The organism is Microbacterium sp., from assembly GCF_049661145.1.
In the GTDB taxonomy this organism is placed as follows: Bacteria; Actinomycetota; Actinomycetes; order Actinomycetales; family Microbacteriaceae; genus Microbacterium.
Genome location: NZ_JBASZT010000301.1, coordinates 1 through 16,059 on the forward strand (window position 1 = coordinate 1; position 16,059 = coordinate 16,059).

Sequence of the window (16,059 nt, forward strand, 5' to 3'; positions counted from 1 at the left end):
GCTCTCGTGCGGGCGCGCGCTCACGCCGCGCGGCTCGGGCTGCGGGCGCGGGCGCTGTTCGCGCAGTACGACCTCGGCGCAGACTTCCCACCCGGACGCTATGACCTGGTGTCGGCGCAGTTCCTGCACTCGCCCGTCGCTGTGCCGGGCGAGCGCGCGCGCATCCTGTATCGCGCGGCGCGGGCGGTCGGGCCCGGCGGGCACCTGCTCGTCGTCTCGCACTGGACGGTGCCGTCGTGGCACCAGGGGATGCCCGAGTTCGACCATCCGGTCGACCTCACGCTGCCCTCGCCGGAGGAGACGCGGGCCTCGCTCCACCTGACCGATGAAGAACTGGGGGAGTGGGAGACCGTGCGCGACGACCTCGTCGCGACCGAGCTGACCGGCCCGGGCGGGCAGCTCGGCATCCGCGAGGACCATGTGCTCCACGTTCATAGGCTGGAGCCATGACGTCCATGCCCGACCTCACGCAGGCCGTTCTGCGCGAGGTCGGGCCGCGCCTGCGCGCCGCGCGGTTGAAGCGCGACCTCACCCTCGAGGCGCTCTCCGAGGTCACAGGTATCTCCGCCTCGACCCTGTCTCGGCTCGAATCCGGCAAGCGCGCCCCGAATCTCGAACTGCTCATCCCCGTGACTCGCGCGCTCCACGTCAGCCTCGATGATCTGCTCATGTGGACCGCGCCGGACCCGCGCATCCGTTCCCGCACCCGCCGGTTCGGAAACCTCACGGTGGAGTATCTGTCGCCCGAGAACGCGCCGGTGCAGACGTTCAAGATGACGTTCACGCCGACGAACGAGCCGCTCCAGACGCGTTCCCACGACGGCTACGAGTGGTGCTACGTGCTGCGCGGCCGCGCCCGCGTCGTCGTCGGCGATCGCGAGGTCGTCCTCGAGGCAGGCCAGGCCGCCGAGTTCGACACCCGGCTGCCGCACGGGATCGCCGCACTCGGGCGCGAGCCGGTCGAGATCCTCTCCCTCTTCAATCGCAGCGGCGAGCGCATCCACCTGCCCGAGTTCGGGGCGGCTGCTCCGTCCGGGGCGCATTGATCGGTCACCGTCGGAAGTGAGAATTGTTGTCATATAGAGTTGTCGACCTGGGGGCGCTGAATGCGATCTCGGATGGGAGCGACGATGAACGCACGACCTTCTCGCAGCGGCGATCCGCGCAAGCGCGCCCAGCAGCGCGCCGCCGAGCGGCGCGTGGCGGTGACGGTGCTGAACGGCTTTCGCGGCTCCGGCAAGACGACGCTGATGGAGAGCCTGCTCACGCAGGCGTGGAAGCGACGTCCACGTCTGCGTCCCGCCGTGATCGTGAACGACATGAGCACGCTCGACGTCGACGGGCTCGTCGTCGAGGAGACGGAGGTCGTCGGGCACGCGCAGGGCAACTTCGCGAGCATCAGTGGCGGCAGCATCCACAGCGCCGAGGCCGACGCCGTGAGGGGCGACTCGTGACCACGGGCACCACAACAGCCACCACCGCGCCCGGGTCGGGATATGACCGGATGGGGGAGTTCCACGACTTGTTCATGGACGAGCCCCATCGTCGGCTCCGCCCGGCACTGGAGGCGGCGTTCGGCGACCGCGGTCCCGACGACATCGTGCTCGACCTCGGCGCCGGCAGCGGCCTGGGTGTGCGGCAGCTCGCCCAAGCCACCTGCGCGCGCATCGTGGCGGTCGAACCGTCCCTCACGATGCGGGCCGTGATGCTGGCCCGTATCGCTGACGACGCCGACCTCACCGACCGGGTGAGCGTCATCGCCGGCGCCGTACCAGAAGTGTTCGACCAGCTCCCCGACCGCATCGCTGGGTTCGTCTGCGCGCACATGCTCGGGCATCTGACCCCCGCCGTCCGATCCCAGACCCTTGCAGCGCTGGCGGAACGGCTCGCGCCGGACGGTGTCGGCGTCGTCACGGTGAACGCTCCGGCCACAACCGACTCGGAGCCCGCTGCCACTGCGCCGCGGCCCGCGGAACCCGTCACTGAGGAACGCGTGATCGGTGCGCACCGCTACGTCGCTCGCCACTACCCGTCGGGACCGGACGGGGCATCGTTCAGCGCCTACGAAGTGCAGGACGGCAATGGTCGCGTGCTGCGCGCCGCGCGGTTCGCGTCGGATTGGACGACGATCACGGCCGACACGCTGCGTGCCGAGCTCGCGTCCAGCGGCGACGCCCAATGGGTTCTCGTCCCGCACGCACAGAACCGCACGCTTCTCCTGCTCACCCGGGTGGTACCGTCGCGCTCGTCTCAACCGGTTACTGCCCCGTGATGTCAGCCGTCAGGCGTCGAAGCTCAGACTGAGCTTGCGCAGGAGCCCCGCGAGGCGTTCCCGGTCACCGCGGGACAGGATGCCGAGGAGCACGGCCTCGGCGTCGACGAGACGCGTGATTGCGGCATCCACCCGCGTCTTGCCATCGTCGGTGATCGTCACGAGTACGCTCCGCCCGTCGGCGGGATCCGCTTCGCGCCGCACCAGCCGCCGGCCGACGAGCCGGTCGATGCGGTTGGTCATGGTGCCGCTGGAGACGAGCGTCTGCTGCAGCAGTTGCTTGGGGCTCAGCTGATACGGCTCGCCGGCGCGGCGCAGCGCCGACAGCACGTCCCACTCCCACGGTTCGAGGTCGCTACGGCGGAACGCCTCGCGGCGTGCCCGGTCGAGGTGGCGCGACAGGCGATCGACGCGGGAGAGCACCTCAAGCGGCGAGAAGTCCAGGTCCGGCCGCTGTGTGACCCACGCGCTGACGATACGGTCGACTTCGTCATGCTCGCTGGTCACCGGTCCATTATCGCGGGGATCGGCGCGATGGCGGGGCTCCCGGTATGGTTGCCGCATGGCACGAAGCGTCGACGCCGAGGACAGCAGGGCGGTCGAGACGCTCGGAGCGGCGGTCCGGGAGGCGCGTCGGCGGCTGGGCCTGAGCGTCCAGGCGCTGGCGGAGAAGGCTGGTGTCAGCTTCGGCCTCGTCAGCGAACTGGAACGGGGACTCGGCAACCCGTCGCTCCAGTCGATCCAGCGCCTCGCGACCGCTCTGGGCATACCGGCCGGACAGCTGTTGGATGAGCCGGTCGGCGACCTCGCCGTGGTGAGGACCGAAAAACGTCACCGCATCCCGTCTCCCGCGGACGAGCCGGCCGGGGCCGGGGCAGTGCGGGAACTGCTCACCCCGCGGGGGGAGTCGATGCTGCAGCTGATCCGCTCGACGTTGCCCCCGGGCTTCAGCAACGAGCATCGGCCGTTCCGACATATCGGAACCGAGACCGTGACGGTCGAGTCGGGTGTCCTGGTGGTCGTGCAGGGCGACCGTCGTGTCGTGCTGCGGGCGGGGGACACCGTAACGTACGGCTGCTCGACTGCTCACTGGTGGGCCAACGGGCACGATGAGGTCACGATCGTGCTCGGCGCCGTCACGCCCTTCGAGCGCTGACGCTCGCCGCGAGGTCGGCGGCGCGCAGTCCGACGAGCCGCTCCAGCTCCGTGAGCGGGTCGGCGTGATCGTCGACGCGCAGGTCCAGCCGCACGTCGCCACTGTCCCGGACGGTGGCGACGAGCACCGCTGCACTCTGACGGCCGCGCGCATCCCCGCCGCGGGCCTCACCCGCCGCCAGCGTCGTGACGAGGTGGCGCGCGAACAGCGCCGGGGCGATGACGTCCTCATCGAGCGCCGGCGCCGACGCGACGGTACCGATCATCGCGTCCAGCACCGCCGGGCCCGCGAGCAGGTTGCCCGCGACCACGGCATTCGTCGCCGACAGGTGCCCCGCCCATTCGGAGTTCTCCGCTCCGGTCCACGCCGCCGGCGGACCGGCCACCGGCAGAGCGGCGACCTGTCGCAACTCCGGGCGCGCATCCCACTCGGGCAGTCGCGCCACGGCATCTTCGGCGCTGCGCCCCGCTTCGAGCTCGGCGAGCATCAGTCGCCGGAGCGCACCGTTCGTCCACGCCTGAGTCGCGACCACGCCGATTCGCGGCTCGATTCCCAGGACCACGTTTCCCGCCGCGAGCGACTTGCTGGCGGTGGCGGCGCCGATCAACCCCGACCGAGGGTCGCGGGCGAGGACGGTGAAGGTCATGGAGGTGCTCTCCTATCGGCGCGTGTCGACGAGGAATGTGAAGATCGTGTTTCGGAATCACCGAGAGGTTGTCCTGGCGTCCATGGTCGCACATACTGATCGAATCATCATCAAAATGATGCACCTGTTCACCAACCCGATTGGCCCATTATGAACATGCGCACCGGCCTCGTCGCCGCATCACTGATCGCCGCACTCGTTCTCACCGGGTGCTCCGCCGGGGAGGCCGTCGATCTCGACGACGCCGACGGCGGCGCCGACGGCCCCGTGCTCATCGCCGCGATCGGCGGGGAGCCCGACCAGCTCGATCCGCAGAAGACGAGCTCATACTTCTCGTTCGAGGTCCTCGAGAACGTCTTCGACACGCTCGTCGAGCCCGACGAGAACCTCGAGATGCAGCCTGCCCTCGCCGAGAGCTGGGACATCAGCGACGACCAGCTGACGTGGACCTTCCATCTGCGCGACGGCGTGACCTTCCACGACGGTTCGGAGTTCACGAGCGAAGACGTCGTGTACTCCTACACCCGCATCATCGACGAGGAGCTGTCCAACGCCTGGAAGTTCTCGGCGATCACCGACATCGCCGCTCCCGACGACGACACGGTCGTCATCACGGTCGCCCAGCCGACGCCGAACCTGCTGTCGAACCTCGGCGGCTTCAAGGGAATGGCGATCGTCGAGAAGGAGAACGTGGAATCCGGCGAGATCACCACCGCGCCAGTCGGGACCGGTCCCTTCTCGGTGAGCGAGTATGCGGCCGGCGATCACATCACGCTCGCCGCGAATCCCGACTACTGGGGCGGCGCGCCGAAGCTCGGCCGCGTGGAGTATCGCTTCATCTCCGAGCCCGCCACCGCGCAGGCCGCGCTGAAGGCGGGTGACATCGACTGGACCGACGTCGTGCCCACGCAACAGGTGCAGCGGCTGGAGGGGGATGACACCGTCACTCTCGGGCTCACCCCGTCCAGCGACTACTGGTACCTCGCCCTCAACGAGAGGCGTGAGCCATGGAATGACGTCAGAGTCCGCCAGGCGATCGCCTACGCGATCGACCGCGACGCGATCGTCCAAGCCGTCAGCTACGGGACGGCGGCGCAGAACCAGCTCGCGATCCCCGAGCAGAGCTTCTGGTACACGCCGTACGACACGTACTCGACCGATCTGGACAAGGCGAAGAGCCTGCTGGCGGATGCCGGGGTCACCGGCGGCACGATCGATATGCTCGCCACGAGCGACTATCCCGAGACGGTCACCGCCGCCCAGATCATCGCTTCCGAGCTCGAACCGCTCGGCATCACGGTGAGCATCCGTCAGCCGGACTTCTCGACGTGGCTGGACGAACAGAACAGCGGCAACTTCGACATGCTGATGATGGGGTGGCTCGGCAACATCGATCCGGACGACTTCTATTACTCACAGCACCACACCGACGGTGGCAGCAATGCGCAGGGCTACTCGAACCCCGAGGTCGACCGGCTCCTCGACGCCGGCCGGATCGAGACGGATGCCGATGCGCGCAAGGACCTGTATGGGCAGGCGGCGACGATCATCGCCGACGAGGCGAGCTACATCTACCTGTACAACCCGTCGGTCATCCAGGTGTGGTCTCCGGAGGTGACCGGGTACGAGACGCGTGCCGATCGCGCGATCCGGTTCCGCGACACCACCTTGAACGACTGAACCCCATACGACGGCACTCGACACACTCGACGACCCCCGGGGAGAGGAGAGCGATGAAAATCCAGCCCGCGCGCGTGCTGCGCTTCCTCGGTGTGCGTGTCCTCTCCTCGGCGGTCGTGCTCCTGGGGGTGCTCATCGTGGTGTTCGCACTCGTCCACCTGGTGCCCGGCGACCCCGTGCGGCTCGCGCTGGGCACCAGGTACACCGACGAGGCGTACCGGGCGCTTCGTGCGGCATCCGGGCTCGACCGTCCTCTCCTCGAGCAGTTCCTCACGTACGTCGGCAGAGCGCTCACGGGCGATCTCGGCGTCAGCTTCCGCAACGGCCAGCCCGTCGCGACGACGCTCCTGGAGCGGTTGCCGGCGACGGTCTCGCTGGCGGTGGTGGGCCTCGTGATCGCGCTCGTCATCGCCATCCCTGCGGGGATCTGGTCTGCGCTGCACGAGGGCAGGGTCAGCGATGTCATCGTCCGCCTCACCAGCCAGTTCGGAGTGTCCATCCCCGACTTCTGGCTGGGGATGCTGCTCATCTCGCTGTTCTCCGTGACCCTCGGCATCCTGCCCGCGAGCGGGTACGCGCCGATCACCGAGGATCCGGGCCGGTGGCTGCGTCAGGTCGCACTGCCGGGGCTGACCGTCGGGCTCGTCGCGGCGGCCATCATGACGCGCTACATCCGAGCGGCGGTCATCGATGTCGCATCCGCGGGCTACGTGCGCACCGCGGTGTCGAAGGGGTTGCCGCGCCGGGTCGTCACCTCCCGCCACATCGTCCGCGGGGCGCTCGTGCCCGTGCTGACGATCGCCGGCATCCAGCTCGCCACGATCCTCGGGGGAGTGGTCGTCGTCGAGGTGGTCTTCGCGTGGCCGGGCCTCGGCCGACTCGTATACGAGGCCGTCGCCGCTCGCGACTATCCGCTCATCCAGGGGGCGGTGCTGCTGGTTGCGGTCATGTTCATCGTCGTGAACCTGATCGTCGACGTGCTCTACGCGATCGCCGACCCGAGGATCCGTCTGTCATGACCGTGAACGCCGCCCCCGCCGAGGTCCCCGTGCCCGAACAGTCGACGACAAGGCTGTCGGCGTGGCGTCTGCTGGCCGCCAACCCGCTCACGGTCGCGAGCGGTGCGGTCCTCGCGATCGTCGTCGCGCTCGCTGTGCTCGCCCCCTGGGTCGCGCCCTACGGAGTCAACGCCATCGACGTCGGCAGTGCGCTCCGGCCGCCGGACGGGCAGCACTGGTTCGGCACCGATGACCTCGGTCGCGACGTCTTCTCGCGCGTCCTGCTCGCCGGCGGCACCTCGCTGTCGATCGCCGCGGCGGCCGTCGCGTTCGCGCTCGTGGTCGGAGTCGGTCTCGGTGCCGTGGCGGGCTACCGCGGCGGGCTCGCCGACACCGTCCTCATGCGGATCGTCGACGTCATGTTCGCCTTCCCCGTGCTGCTGCTCGCGCTCGCGATCGTCGCGATCTTCCAGCCGGGGATGGTGACGACGATGGTCGCGATCGGAATCGTCTACACCCCGATCTTCGCCCGCGTCGCCCGCGCGTCGGCGCTGTCGGTGCGGACGTCCCCGTTCGTTCAGGTGTCGCAGACGATGGGAACTCCGGGCACGTGGATCCTGCTGCGACACGTGCTCCCCAACATCGCGGGGCCTCTCGTGGTGCAGACCTCGCTGTCCCTCGCCTTCGCCATCCTGTCGGAGGCCGCACTGTCGTTCCTGGGGCTCGGGATCCAGCCCCCAGCGCCGTCCTGGGGCGGCATGCTGTTCAGCGCTCAGGGCTTCGTCGCCCAGGCGTGGTGGATGAGCGTGTTCCCCGGGGCGGCGATCTTCGTCACCGCCCTCGCCTTCAACCTCGTCGGCGACGGCCTGCGCGACGTCCTCGACCCGCGCCAGCGCACCCTGATCGAAGCGAGGCGGTCCCGATGAGCGTGCTGCGAGTCGGCGATCTGCGCGTCACCGTCGGGCGCCGGGAGATCGTGCGGGGCGTCGATTTCTCGGTGGATGCCGAGCAGACCCTCGGCATCGTGGGGGAGTCCGGCTCCGGGAAGTCCATGACGGTGCTTGCCGCGACCGGGCTGATCGACGTGCCCGGCGCACGGGTCAGCGGCACGAGCTTTCTGACCGCCGGCGACGAGGTACAACTTGTGGGGGCGTCCGAGCGTGCCCTGCGGCGCGTGCACGGGGATCGGATCGGGTTCGTCTTCCAAGACCCGTCGACCTCGCTCAACCCCTTCCTGACCGTGGGGCGTCAGATCACGGAGTCGCTCGAAGCCCATCGCGGACTCGGCCGACGCGCCGCCCGCGTGCGTGCGATCGACCTTCTCGACGCCGTCGGCATCCCCGATCCCGCCGAGCGCGTCGACGCCTACCCGCACCAGTTCTCCGGAGGGCAGCGCCAGCGGGCGATGATTGCGATCGCGCTCGCGTGCGACCCGGCCCTGCTGATCGCGGACGAGCCGACGACGGCGCTCGATGTCACCACGCAGGCGCAGATCATCGAGCTCGTGCGAGAGCTGCAGCGGGAACGGGGCACGGCGGTCGTGTGGATCAGCCATGACCTGGGCGTCATCGGGCAGGTCGCAGACGAGGTGATCGTGCTGCGCGACGGCGCTCCCGTGGAGCACCGGGCGATCGGCGACCTGTATGCGCGACCCGAGCACGACTACACGCGCGAACTGCTGCGGGCCCGCCCTCGGCTCGTCTCCGGCGGTGGCCGCGAGGCACCTGCCGAGGCGGATCCGCTCCTGCAGGTCGACAGCCTCGACGTGCGCTTCAACATCTCCACCCCCACGGTCCGGCGCGTGGTGCACGCGGTCGAGGACGTGTCCTTCGGCGTGCGCCGCGGGACGACGACGGCGCTGGTCGGCGAGTCGGGTTCGGGTAAGTCCACGATCGCGAACGCGCTGACGCGTCTGGTCGCACCCCACGCGGGGACGGCCACGATCTCCGGAACGGACGTGTTCCGCATGCGGCGCCCCGATCGCAGGCGGATCGCGATGGTGTTCCAGGACCCGTTCGCGTCGCTCGATCCGCGTCGCAGCGTCGGCGATGCGCTGGAGGAACCGCTTCGGGTGCACCGCCGCGCCGCGCGCATCGGCGAGCTGTTGGACCAGGTGGGCCTGCCGCGCGGGTTCACGCAGCGGTACCCGCACGAGCTGTCGGGCGGCCAGCGCCAGCGCGTGTCGATCGCGCGCGCTCTCGCCCTCGAACCCGAACTCATCATCCTCGACGAAGCCACCGCGTCGCTCGACGTCTCGGTCCAGGCGCGCGTTCTCGCGTTGCTGCGACACCTGCAGGAGGAGCAGGACCTCACCTACTTGTTCATCGCCCACGATCTCGCGATCGTGCAGGAGATGAGCCACGAGGTCGTCGTGCTCCGCGGCGGCAGAGTCGTCGAGGCGGCACCCGCCCCTCGGCTGTTCGCCGACCCGCAGGACGACTACACCCGCCGATTGCTCGCCGCCGTCCCGCCCGAGGTGCCGCGCGCCGTGGCCGGCTGACAGCAGAACGCCCGCAGCCCCCGCCATGGCAGACTGGATGCCGCATGCCGTGTCGTCGAACCGGCGCGCGATCCGCCGTGGTGTAACGGCAGCACGACAGCCTTTGGAGCTGTGAGGCCCAGGTTCGAATCCTGGCGGCGGAGCATGACAGACAACACGCTGGACGCCTCGCTCGCCGTCGTCATCCTTGCCGCCGGTCAGGGCACCCGCATGCGCTCCGCTCTTCCCAAGGTGCTGCACCGCATCGGCGGGCGCCCGCTGGTGGGCCATGTCCTCGACACGGCGCGTGACCTCGCCCCCGGCCGCGTGTTCGTCGTCGTCCGGCATGGTCGAGACCAGGTTGCCGAGGCCGTCACGGGCATCGCCGACGAGGTCGTCGTCGTCGACCAGGACGAGATCCCCGGCACCGGACGCGCCGTCGAGGTCGCGCTCGCCGCGGCCGAAGGCTTCGACGGCGACGTGCTCGTCCTCTCGGGCGACGTGCCGCTGCTCGATGCCGACACCCTCACCGCCCTCGTGCGCGACCACCGCGCTTCGGGCGCCGCCGTCACGCTGCTGTCGGCGGTCGTGCCCGACGCGACCGGCTACGGCCGCGTCATCCGCGGCGCGGACGGTGCCGTCGAGCGCATCGTCGAGCAGAAGGACGCGACGGATGCCGAGGCCGCCGTCACCGAGATCAACGCGGGCGTCTACGTGTTCCGTTCCGCCCCGCTGCGTGCGCACCTCGCCGAGGTGGGCACCGACAACGCTCAGGGCGAAAAGTACCTCACCGACGTCATCGCGCTGGCCCGCCGCGACAGGCTCGCCGTGTCGGCATCCGTCGTCAGCGACGTTGCCCTCACGCTGGGTGTGAACGACCGCGTGCAACTCGCCGAGGCCGGGCGACTGCTCAACGCCCGCACCGTGCGGCGCTGGCAGCTCGAAGGGGCGACGATCCAGGACCCCGGGACGACCTGGATCGACGTGACGGCGACCCTCGCCCCCGACGTCACGGTGCTGCCGAACACGCACATCCTGCGCGCGACGGCCGTCGCGAGCGGCGCCACGATCGGTCCCGACACGACGCTCGTCGACTGCGAAGTCGGCGAGGACGCCGTCGTCCGCCGCACCGATGCGACCCTCGCCGTCGTCGGCGCGGGCGCGACGGTCGGCCCGTTCGCGTACCTGCGTCCGGGCACGCACCTCGCCGCCGATGGCAAGATCGGCACGTTCGTCGAGACGAAGAACTCCACGATCGGCGAAGGCAGCAAGGTGCCGCACCTGTCCTACATCGGCGACACGACGATCGGGCGCGGTGTGAACCTCGGCGCCGGCGCGATCACGGCCAACTACGACGACGTCGCCAAGCATCGCACCGAGATCGGCGATGAGGTCCACTCCGGCTCGCACAACGTGTTCGTCGCGCCCGTTAGGATCGGAGATGGCGCCAAGACGGGTGCCGGCGCTGTGATCCGCAAGGACGTGCCCGCCGGTGCGCTGGCACTGACCGTCGCCCCGCAGCGCAACGTCCAGGGGTGGGTCGAGATCAACCGACCGGGCACGGCCGCAGCTGCTGCTGCGGCCCGAGCCCGGTCCGCACAGGAACAGGGCGATGTCGCGCAAGAAGCACACGGTTGATCTCGACGTCGAGCGCGGCATCGCGCCGGGCCTGGTCGCCAAGACCAAGAAGCGCCTGGTGGTCGCCAGCGGCAGCTCGCACCCCACGCTTTCCGCCGAGGTGGCCGACTGCTTGGGCACCGAGCTCGTTCCGACCGAACATCGCACTTTCGCCTCCGGCGAGATTCTGACGCGCTTCGAAGTCTCGATCCGCGGGTGCGACGCGTTTCTCATCCAGTCGTTCGGTCCGCCGGTCAACGAGTGGCTCATGGAGACGCTCATCATGCTGGATGCCGCGAAGCGCGCCTCGGCGAAGCGGATCACCGTCGTCGCGCCGTACTATCCGTATTCGCGCCAGGACAAGAAGGGCCGCGGGCGCGAGCCGATCAGCGCGCGCCTGGTCGCCGACCTGTTCAGGACCGCCGGCGCCGACCGCGTCATGAGCGTCGACCTGCACGCGGCGCAGATCCAGGGTTTCTTCGATGGACCCGTCGACCACCTGTTCGCCAAGCCCGTGCTGCTGGAGTACTTCGAAGACAGTCTGTCGGCGGAGGATCGCGCGAGGCTCACGGTGGTCTCGCCCGACACGGGCCGCGTGCGCGTGGCCGACCAGTGGTCGGACTCGCTCGGTGCCCCGCTCGCGATCATCCACAAGCGCCGCGATCCGAATGTGGCGAACCAGGTCACGGTGAACGAGATCGTCGGTCATGTCGCGGGGCGCGTGTGCCTGCTCGTGGACGACATGATCGACACGGGCGGCACGATCGTGAAAGCAGCGCAGGCGCTGAAGGCCAATGGCGCCGAGCGCGTCATCGTGGCCGCCACCCACGCGATCTTCTCCGACCCCGCGGCCGAGCGTCTGCAGGACGAGTCGATCGACGAGGTCGTCGTCACCGACACGATTCCACTGCCACCCGAGAAGCGCTTTCCTGGCCTCACGATCCTGCCGATTGCACCGCTGCTGGCCCGCGCGATCCGTGAGGTCTTCGAGGACGGCTCGGTCACAAGCATGTTCGACGGCGCCGCCTGAGCCTCCGCGCGGCTTCCCCAATCTCCGGCGGAGCTGCGTCGGCCCCGGCAGTCGCATGCCGTAGATTCGGCTCATGGCCGCATCCCTCACCGACGCCGCCCTCACAGTCGCGCGTCCGCACAGCCAGGACGCGGGAGACGTCCAGCGCGAGCTCCGCGTCGGAGCCGACGGCCTGACCGCCGCCGACGCCGCCGCACGTCTGGACGCCGTCGGCCCCAACCTGCTGCCGGAACCCAAGCACGCACCCGCGTGGGTGCGGTTCCTCTCCCACTTCAACGACACTCTCATCTACATCCTGCTGGGCGCGGCGGCGATCAAGGCCGTCATGGCGGACTGGCTGGACTTCTGGGTCATCATCTCGGTTGCGGTCATCAACGCGGTCATCGGCTACGTGCAGGAGGGCCGGGCCGAGAAGGCGCTCGCCGGCATCCGCGGCATGCTATCTGCCGACGCCACTGTCCGCCGCGACGGCGGGTGGAGCACCGTCCCCGCCGCGGATCTCGTCCCGGGGGACCTCGTGCGCCTGATGCCTGGCGACAAGGTCCCCGCCGACGTGCGCCTCGTCGAGGCGACGCAGCTGCGCATCGAGGAAGCCGCCCTCACCGGCGAGTCCGTGCCGTCGTCGAAGCAGACGGCATCCGTCGACCCGGATGCCGGGGTCGGCGACCGGGCATCGATGGCGTTCTCGGGGACCATCGTGTCGGCGGGCCAGGGGCTCGGGGTCGTCACCGCCACCGGCGCGAGCACCGAGATCGGCAGGATCCAGGCGCTCGTCGGCGAGGCCGGCTCGCTCGACACACCGCTCACGAAGCAACTCGACGGCTTCGGAAAGGTGCTGACGCTCGTCATCCTCGGCATGGCGCTGGTCATGATGCTCATCGGCCGCTACCTGCACCAGATGCCGTTGCCCGAGTTGATCTCCGCGACGATCGGGTTCGCCGTCGCCGCGATCCCCGAAGGCCTTCCTGCGCTCGTGACGATCACGCTCGCGATCGGCGTGCAGCAGATGGCCCGCCGCAACGCCATCACCCGCAAACTCCCCGCCGTCGAGGCGCTGGGATCGGTCACGACGATCTGCTCCGACAAGACGGGAACGCTCACGAAGAACGAGATGACGGTCCGCCGCATCGTCACTCCCGCCGGCGCGTATGAAGTGTCGGGGCTCGGCTACCAGCCGCACGGCGGGATCGAGCCCGCCGGTGGTGGGGACCTCGCCGCGGTCCTCGCCGTCGCCGACCTCTGCAACGACGCCGAGCTCACGAGCGATGCCGATGGCGGCTGGCACCTGGTGGGCGAGCCGACAGAGGGAGCGTTGCGTGTCGTCGCGATGAAGGGCGGAGCGACGGATGCCGACACCAAGCGCCTCGCCGTCGTTCCTTTCGATTCCGCCAACAAGTTCATGGCCACCTTGAACGAGGCCGTCGACGGGTCCCGGGCGATCCTCGTCAAGGGCGCTCCGGACCGACTGCTCGAGCGCTCCCTGACCCAACGCGGACGCAGTGGCTCCGAGCCGGTCGACCGCACCCTATGGAACGCGGCGATCGACGACCTCAGCGGCCAGGGACTGCGCGTGCTCGCCGCGGCCCGCAAGGCCACTCGGTCAGGCGAAGTCGGGCAGGAAGACCTCGTTGATCTCGAGTTCCTGGGGCTGTGGGGCATCGTCGACCCGCCTCGCCCCGAAGCGATCGAGGCGATCGCGGACTGCCATGCCGCCGGCATCCGTGTGAAGATGATCACCGGCGACCACGCCGGTACCGCCGTCGCGATCAGCCGCGAGATGGGACTCCTCGGTGCGGGGGATGCCGACGGACCCGCCGGCCCTCCCGTTCTCACCGGCGGCGAACTCGAGGCGCTCAGCCAGGAGCAGCTGAAAGCGGTCGTGCAGGGCGTCGATGTCTTCGCGCGGACGAGCCCGGAGCACAAGATCCGCATCGTCCGGGCGTTGCAGTCGCACGGCGAGGTCGTTGCGATGACCGGCGACGGGGTCAATGATGCGCCCGCGCTCACGCGCGCCGACGTCGGCATCGCCATGGGGATCAAGGGCACCGAGGCGACGAAGGAGGCCGCCGAGATCGTCCTCGCCGATGACAACTTCGCGACGATCCGCAGTGCCATCCGCGAGGGGCGCCGCATCTACGACAACCTCCGCAAGTCGGTCGTCTTCCTGTTGCCGACCAACGGTGCGCAATCGCTCGTCATTCTCGTGGCGGTGCTGTTCGGGTTGACGCTGCCGCTGACACCGGTGCAGGTGCTGTGGGTCAACATGGTCACCGCGATCACCCTCTCGCTCGCGCTCGCCTACGAGCCCGCCGAGCGCGGCATCATGACCCGACCGCCGCGCGCGCCGGGCGGCTCGATCATCTCGGCGCGCGAGCTCGGCTTCGTGCTCGTGGTGTCGCTGCTCATCGGTGGAGCCACCCTCGCCGTTTTCGCACTCTCGCTCGGCCGCGGCACCGACCTCGGCGTCGCCCGCACCGAGGCCGTGACGATGCTCGCGCTCGGGCAGCTCGCGTTCCTGCTGAACTGCCGGTTCTTGTCGCGCTCGAGCCTCACGACCGATGTGCTGCGCGGCAATCCGGTGATCTGGTGGTCGGCGCTCGCGCTCATCGTCCTGCAACTGCTCTACACCTACCTGCCGTTCATGAACGGCCTGTTCGGCTCCGAACCGCTGGATGCCGTCGGGTGGCTCCTCCCGATCGGCATGTCGGTCGTGGTGTTCCTGGCCGTCGAGGGGTTGAAGGCCCTGCGGCGGGCGGGTGCGGTGCGGCAGCGCCCTTGAAAGGCTGACCGGGCCGCGATCGTTGGCGTGTCGCAAGCGAAGCCGAGGTGCCTCGGGATCCACGTGATCCTGAGCTAATGCATAAGTCGCGCCGGGCCGTACTGCGCTCGCCGCGGCTAGCGTTGATCCTGCCCCCGCGATCCACTGGGATCGGCTGGGCTCGACAGCAGGAGGACCATCATGATCCACACCACCGCCGTACCCGGACCGTCGCGCGCGGGCGCCGCCGCGGCATCCATCCTCGGCATCGCCGTCTTGGCAGGCTGCGCGGCTGGCGCCGTGGCGGAGAGCGCGGGACCGACGACGGGCGAGACGCCGTCGTCGGCGACCGGGTCGTCTCCGTCATCGGAATCGTCCGAGTCGGGGTCCGGCGCGGCAACGGGTGGCGTCTACACCGACGGAACGTACACGGCGGAGGGCTCGTATGCGACCCCCGAGTCGGTCGAGACGATCAGCGTCACGGTCACCCTCGAGCAGGATGTCGTCACGTCGGTCGACGTCACCGGAGACCCGTCGAAGCGGGAATCGGAGCAGTACCAGAGCGAGTTCATCAGCGGCATCGAGGAGGTCGTCGTCGGCAAGAACCTCGACGACATCTCCGTCTCTCGCGTCGCAGGATCCTCCCTCACGAGCGGCGGGTTCAACGAGGCGATCGACGCGATCAAGGCCGAAGCGGCGGCGTGATGCCCGGGTCGGCGCCCGCGGTGGCCGGCTCGCGCTGGGAGTTCGCTGCGATCGGCACGAGCTGGCGGATCGACACCGCCGCCCCGCTCGATGGTGCTGCGCGAGACGCTGTCACCGCGGTCATCGACGGCTTTGACCGTGTCTGGTCGCGGTTCCGCGCCGACTCGCTCGTCTCCCGATTGGCCTCGGAGCCCAAGGCGACTGTACCCGTGAACGAGACCGATGCCACGGATGCCGAGCTGATGCTCGACCTGTACACGGCGCTGTCGGCGGCCACCGACGGCGCCGTCAATCCGCTCGTCGGAGACGTCCTCGCCCGTCGCGGCTACGACGCCGCGTACCGCTTCATCGACGAGGGCCCCGCGCCGGCCACGGCCGACTGGCGCGAGGTGCTGCGGTGGGACGACGGCATCCTGCGCCTGCGCGAGCCAGCGACGATCGACGTCGGCGCCGTAGGCAAGGGCCGGCTCGTCGACCTCGTGCTCGCCGAGCTCCGCCGACACGACACCGGCCCGGTCACTGTGGACGCGAGCGGCGATCTGGTGGCGTCCGGGGTCACCGAGCGCATCGCGCTGGAGCACCCGTACGATCCGCGGCGGGCGATCGGAGTGTGGCAGGTGACGGATGCCGCGCTGTGCGCCTCGGCGACGAACCGGCGGGCGTGGCCGGGCGCCGACGGCGGCGGCCTTCACCACGTGCTCGACGCCCGCACGGGCGA

Annotated in this window: 15 protein-coding genes, 1 tRNA gene and 1 pseudogene; 15 read left to right on the forward strand and 2 right to left on the reverse strand. The window is 69.7% G+C overall.

From position 1 onward, the window contains the following. The 4 genes and pseudogenes from WBP48_RS12740 to WBP48_RS12755 form a co-directional block, all read left to right on the forward strand. Positions 1-450, forward strand: a pseudogene (locus WBP48_RS12740) (class I SAM-dependent methyltransferase); the annotation flags it as partial. Further along, positions 447-1,046, forward strand: a complete 600-nt coding sequence (locus WBP48_RS12745) for a helix-turn-helix domain-containing protein (protein WP_424440985.1) — start codon at positions 447-449, stop codon at positions 1,044-1,046. The pseudogene WBP48_RS12740 and the gene WBP48_RS12745, both read left to right, overlap by 4 nt. 84 nt (positions 1,047-1,130) lie before the next feature. Next, positions 1,131-1,454 carry a GTP-binding protein gene (locus tag WBP48_RS12750; RefSeq protein ID WP_424440987.1) on the forward strand — a complete coding sequence of 108 codons (324 nt, stop codon included), beginning with the start codon at positions 1,131-1,133 and terminating at the stop codon, positions 1,452-1,454. Then, positions 1,451-2,272, forward strand: coding sequence for an SAM-dependent methyltransferase (locus WBP48_RS12755; RefSeq protein ID WP_424440989.1), 822 nt, complete (start codon positions 1,451-1,453; stop codon positions 2,270-2,272). Before WBP48_RS12750 ends, WBP48_RS12755 begins: the two co-directional genes overlap by 4 nt. 9 nt (positions 2,273-2,281) lie before the next feature. Here WBP48_RS12755 and WBP48_RS12760 read toward each other — a convergent pair whose 3' ends face one another. Beyond that, positions 2,282-2,779, reverse strand: a complete 498-nt coding sequence (locus tag WBP48_RS12760; protein ID WP_424440991.1) for a MarR family winged helix-turn-helix transcriptional regulator — start codon at positions 2,777-2,779, stop codon at positions 2,282-2,284. A gap of 55 nt (positions 2,780-2,834) precedes the next feature. Here WBP48_RS12760 and WBP48_RS12765 point away from each other — a divergent pair, with 55 nt between their 5' ends. Continuing rightward, positions 2,835-3,428 (forward strand): helix-turn-helix domain-containing protein, encoded by a 594-nt coding sequence (locus WBP48_RS12765; protein WP_424440993.1) that lies wholly within the window; start codon positions 2,835-2,837, stop codon positions 3,426-3,428. Here WBP48_RS12765 and WBP48_RS12770 read toward each other — a convergent pair. Next, the gene (locus tag WBP48_RS12770) at positions 3,409-4,074 is read right to left on the reverse strand and encodes a DUF1028 domain-containing protein (RefSeq protein ID WP_424440995.1); all 666 of its coding nucleotides are present in this window, start codon (positions 4,072-4,074) and stop codon (positions 3,409-3,411) included. The genes WBP48_RS12765 and WBP48_RS12770 overlap by 20 nt on opposite strands. A 156-nt stretch (positions 4,075-4,230) precedes the next feature. On the opposite strand from WBP48_RS12770, the gene WBP48_RS12775 reads away from it, so the two are divergent. The 10 genes from WBP48_RS12775 to WBP48_RS12820 all read left to right on the forward strand — a co-directional run. Beyond that, positions 4,231-5,754, forward strand: a complete 1,524-nt coding sequence (locus WBP48_RS12775) for an ABC transporter substrate-binding protein (protein ID WP_424440997.1) — start codon at positions 4,231-4,233, stop codon at positions 5,752-5,754. 53 nt (positions 5,755-5,807) lie between these two features. Further along, a complete protein-coding gene (locus WBP48_RS12780; RefSeq protein ID WP_424440999.1) occupies positions 5,808-6,773 on the forward strand; it encodes an ABC transporter permease in 966 nt (321 codons plus the stop codon). Next, the gene (locus WBP48_RS12785) at positions 6,770-7,678 is read left to right on the forward strand and encodes an ABC transporter permease (RefSeq protein WP_424441001.1); all 909 of its coding nucleotides are present in this window, start codon (positions 6,770-6,772) and stop codon (positions 7,676-7,678) included. Before WBP48_RS12780 ends, WBP48_RS12785 begins: the two co-directional genes overlap by 4 nt. Continuing rightward, positions 7,675-9,252 carry a dipeptide ABC transporter ATP-binding protein gene (locus WBP48_RS12790; RefSeq protein WP_424441003.1) on the forward strand — a complete coding sequence of 526 codons (1,578 nt, stop codon included), beginning with the start codon at positions 7,675-7,677 and terminating at the stop codon, positions 9,250-9,252. Before WBP48_RS12785 ends, WBP48_RS12790 begins: the two co-directional genes overlap by 4 nt. 71 nt (positions 9,253-9,323) lie before the next feature. Beyond that, positions 9,324-9,395, forward strand: a tRNA-Gln gene (locus WBP48_RS12795). Between the two features lies 1 nt (position 9,396). Further along, entirely contained in the window at positions 9,397-10,869 is a 1,473-nt protein-coding gene (glmU, locus tag WBP48_RS12800) for a bifunctional UDP-N-acetylglucosamine diphosphorylase/glucosamine-1-phosphate N-acetyltransferase GlmU (RefSeq protein ID WP_424441005.1), read from the forward strand. Continuing rightward, the gene (locus WBP48_RS12805) at positions 10,844-11,878 is read left to right on the forward strand and encodes a ribose-phosphate diphosphokinase (RefSeq protein WP_424441007.1); all 1,035 of its coding nucleotides are present in this window, start codon (positions 10,844-10,846) and stop codon (positions 11,876-11,878) included. The genes glmU and WBP48_RS12805 overlap by 26 nt, the downstream gene beginning before the upstream one ends. Positions 11,879-11,951: 73 nt before the next feature. Then, positions 11,952-14,657 (forward strand): HAD-IC family P-type ATPase, encoded by a 2,706-nt coding sequence (locus WBP48_RS12810; RefSeq protein ID WP_424441009.1) that lies wholly within the window; start codon positions 11,952-11,954, stop codon positions 14,655-14,657. Positions 14,658-14,837: 180 nt separating this feature from the next. Further along, entirely contained in the window at positions 14,838-15,341 is a 504-nt protein-coding gene (locus WBP48_RS12815) for a hypothetical protein (protein WP_424441011.1), read from the forward strand. Further along, positions 15,341-16,059, forward strand: a 719-nt coding sequence (locus WBP48_RS12820) for an FAD:protein FMN transferase (protein WP_424441013.1), incomplete at its 3' end; no start/stop codon positions are given. The genes WBP48_RS12815 and WBP48_RS12820, both read left to right, overlap by 1 nt.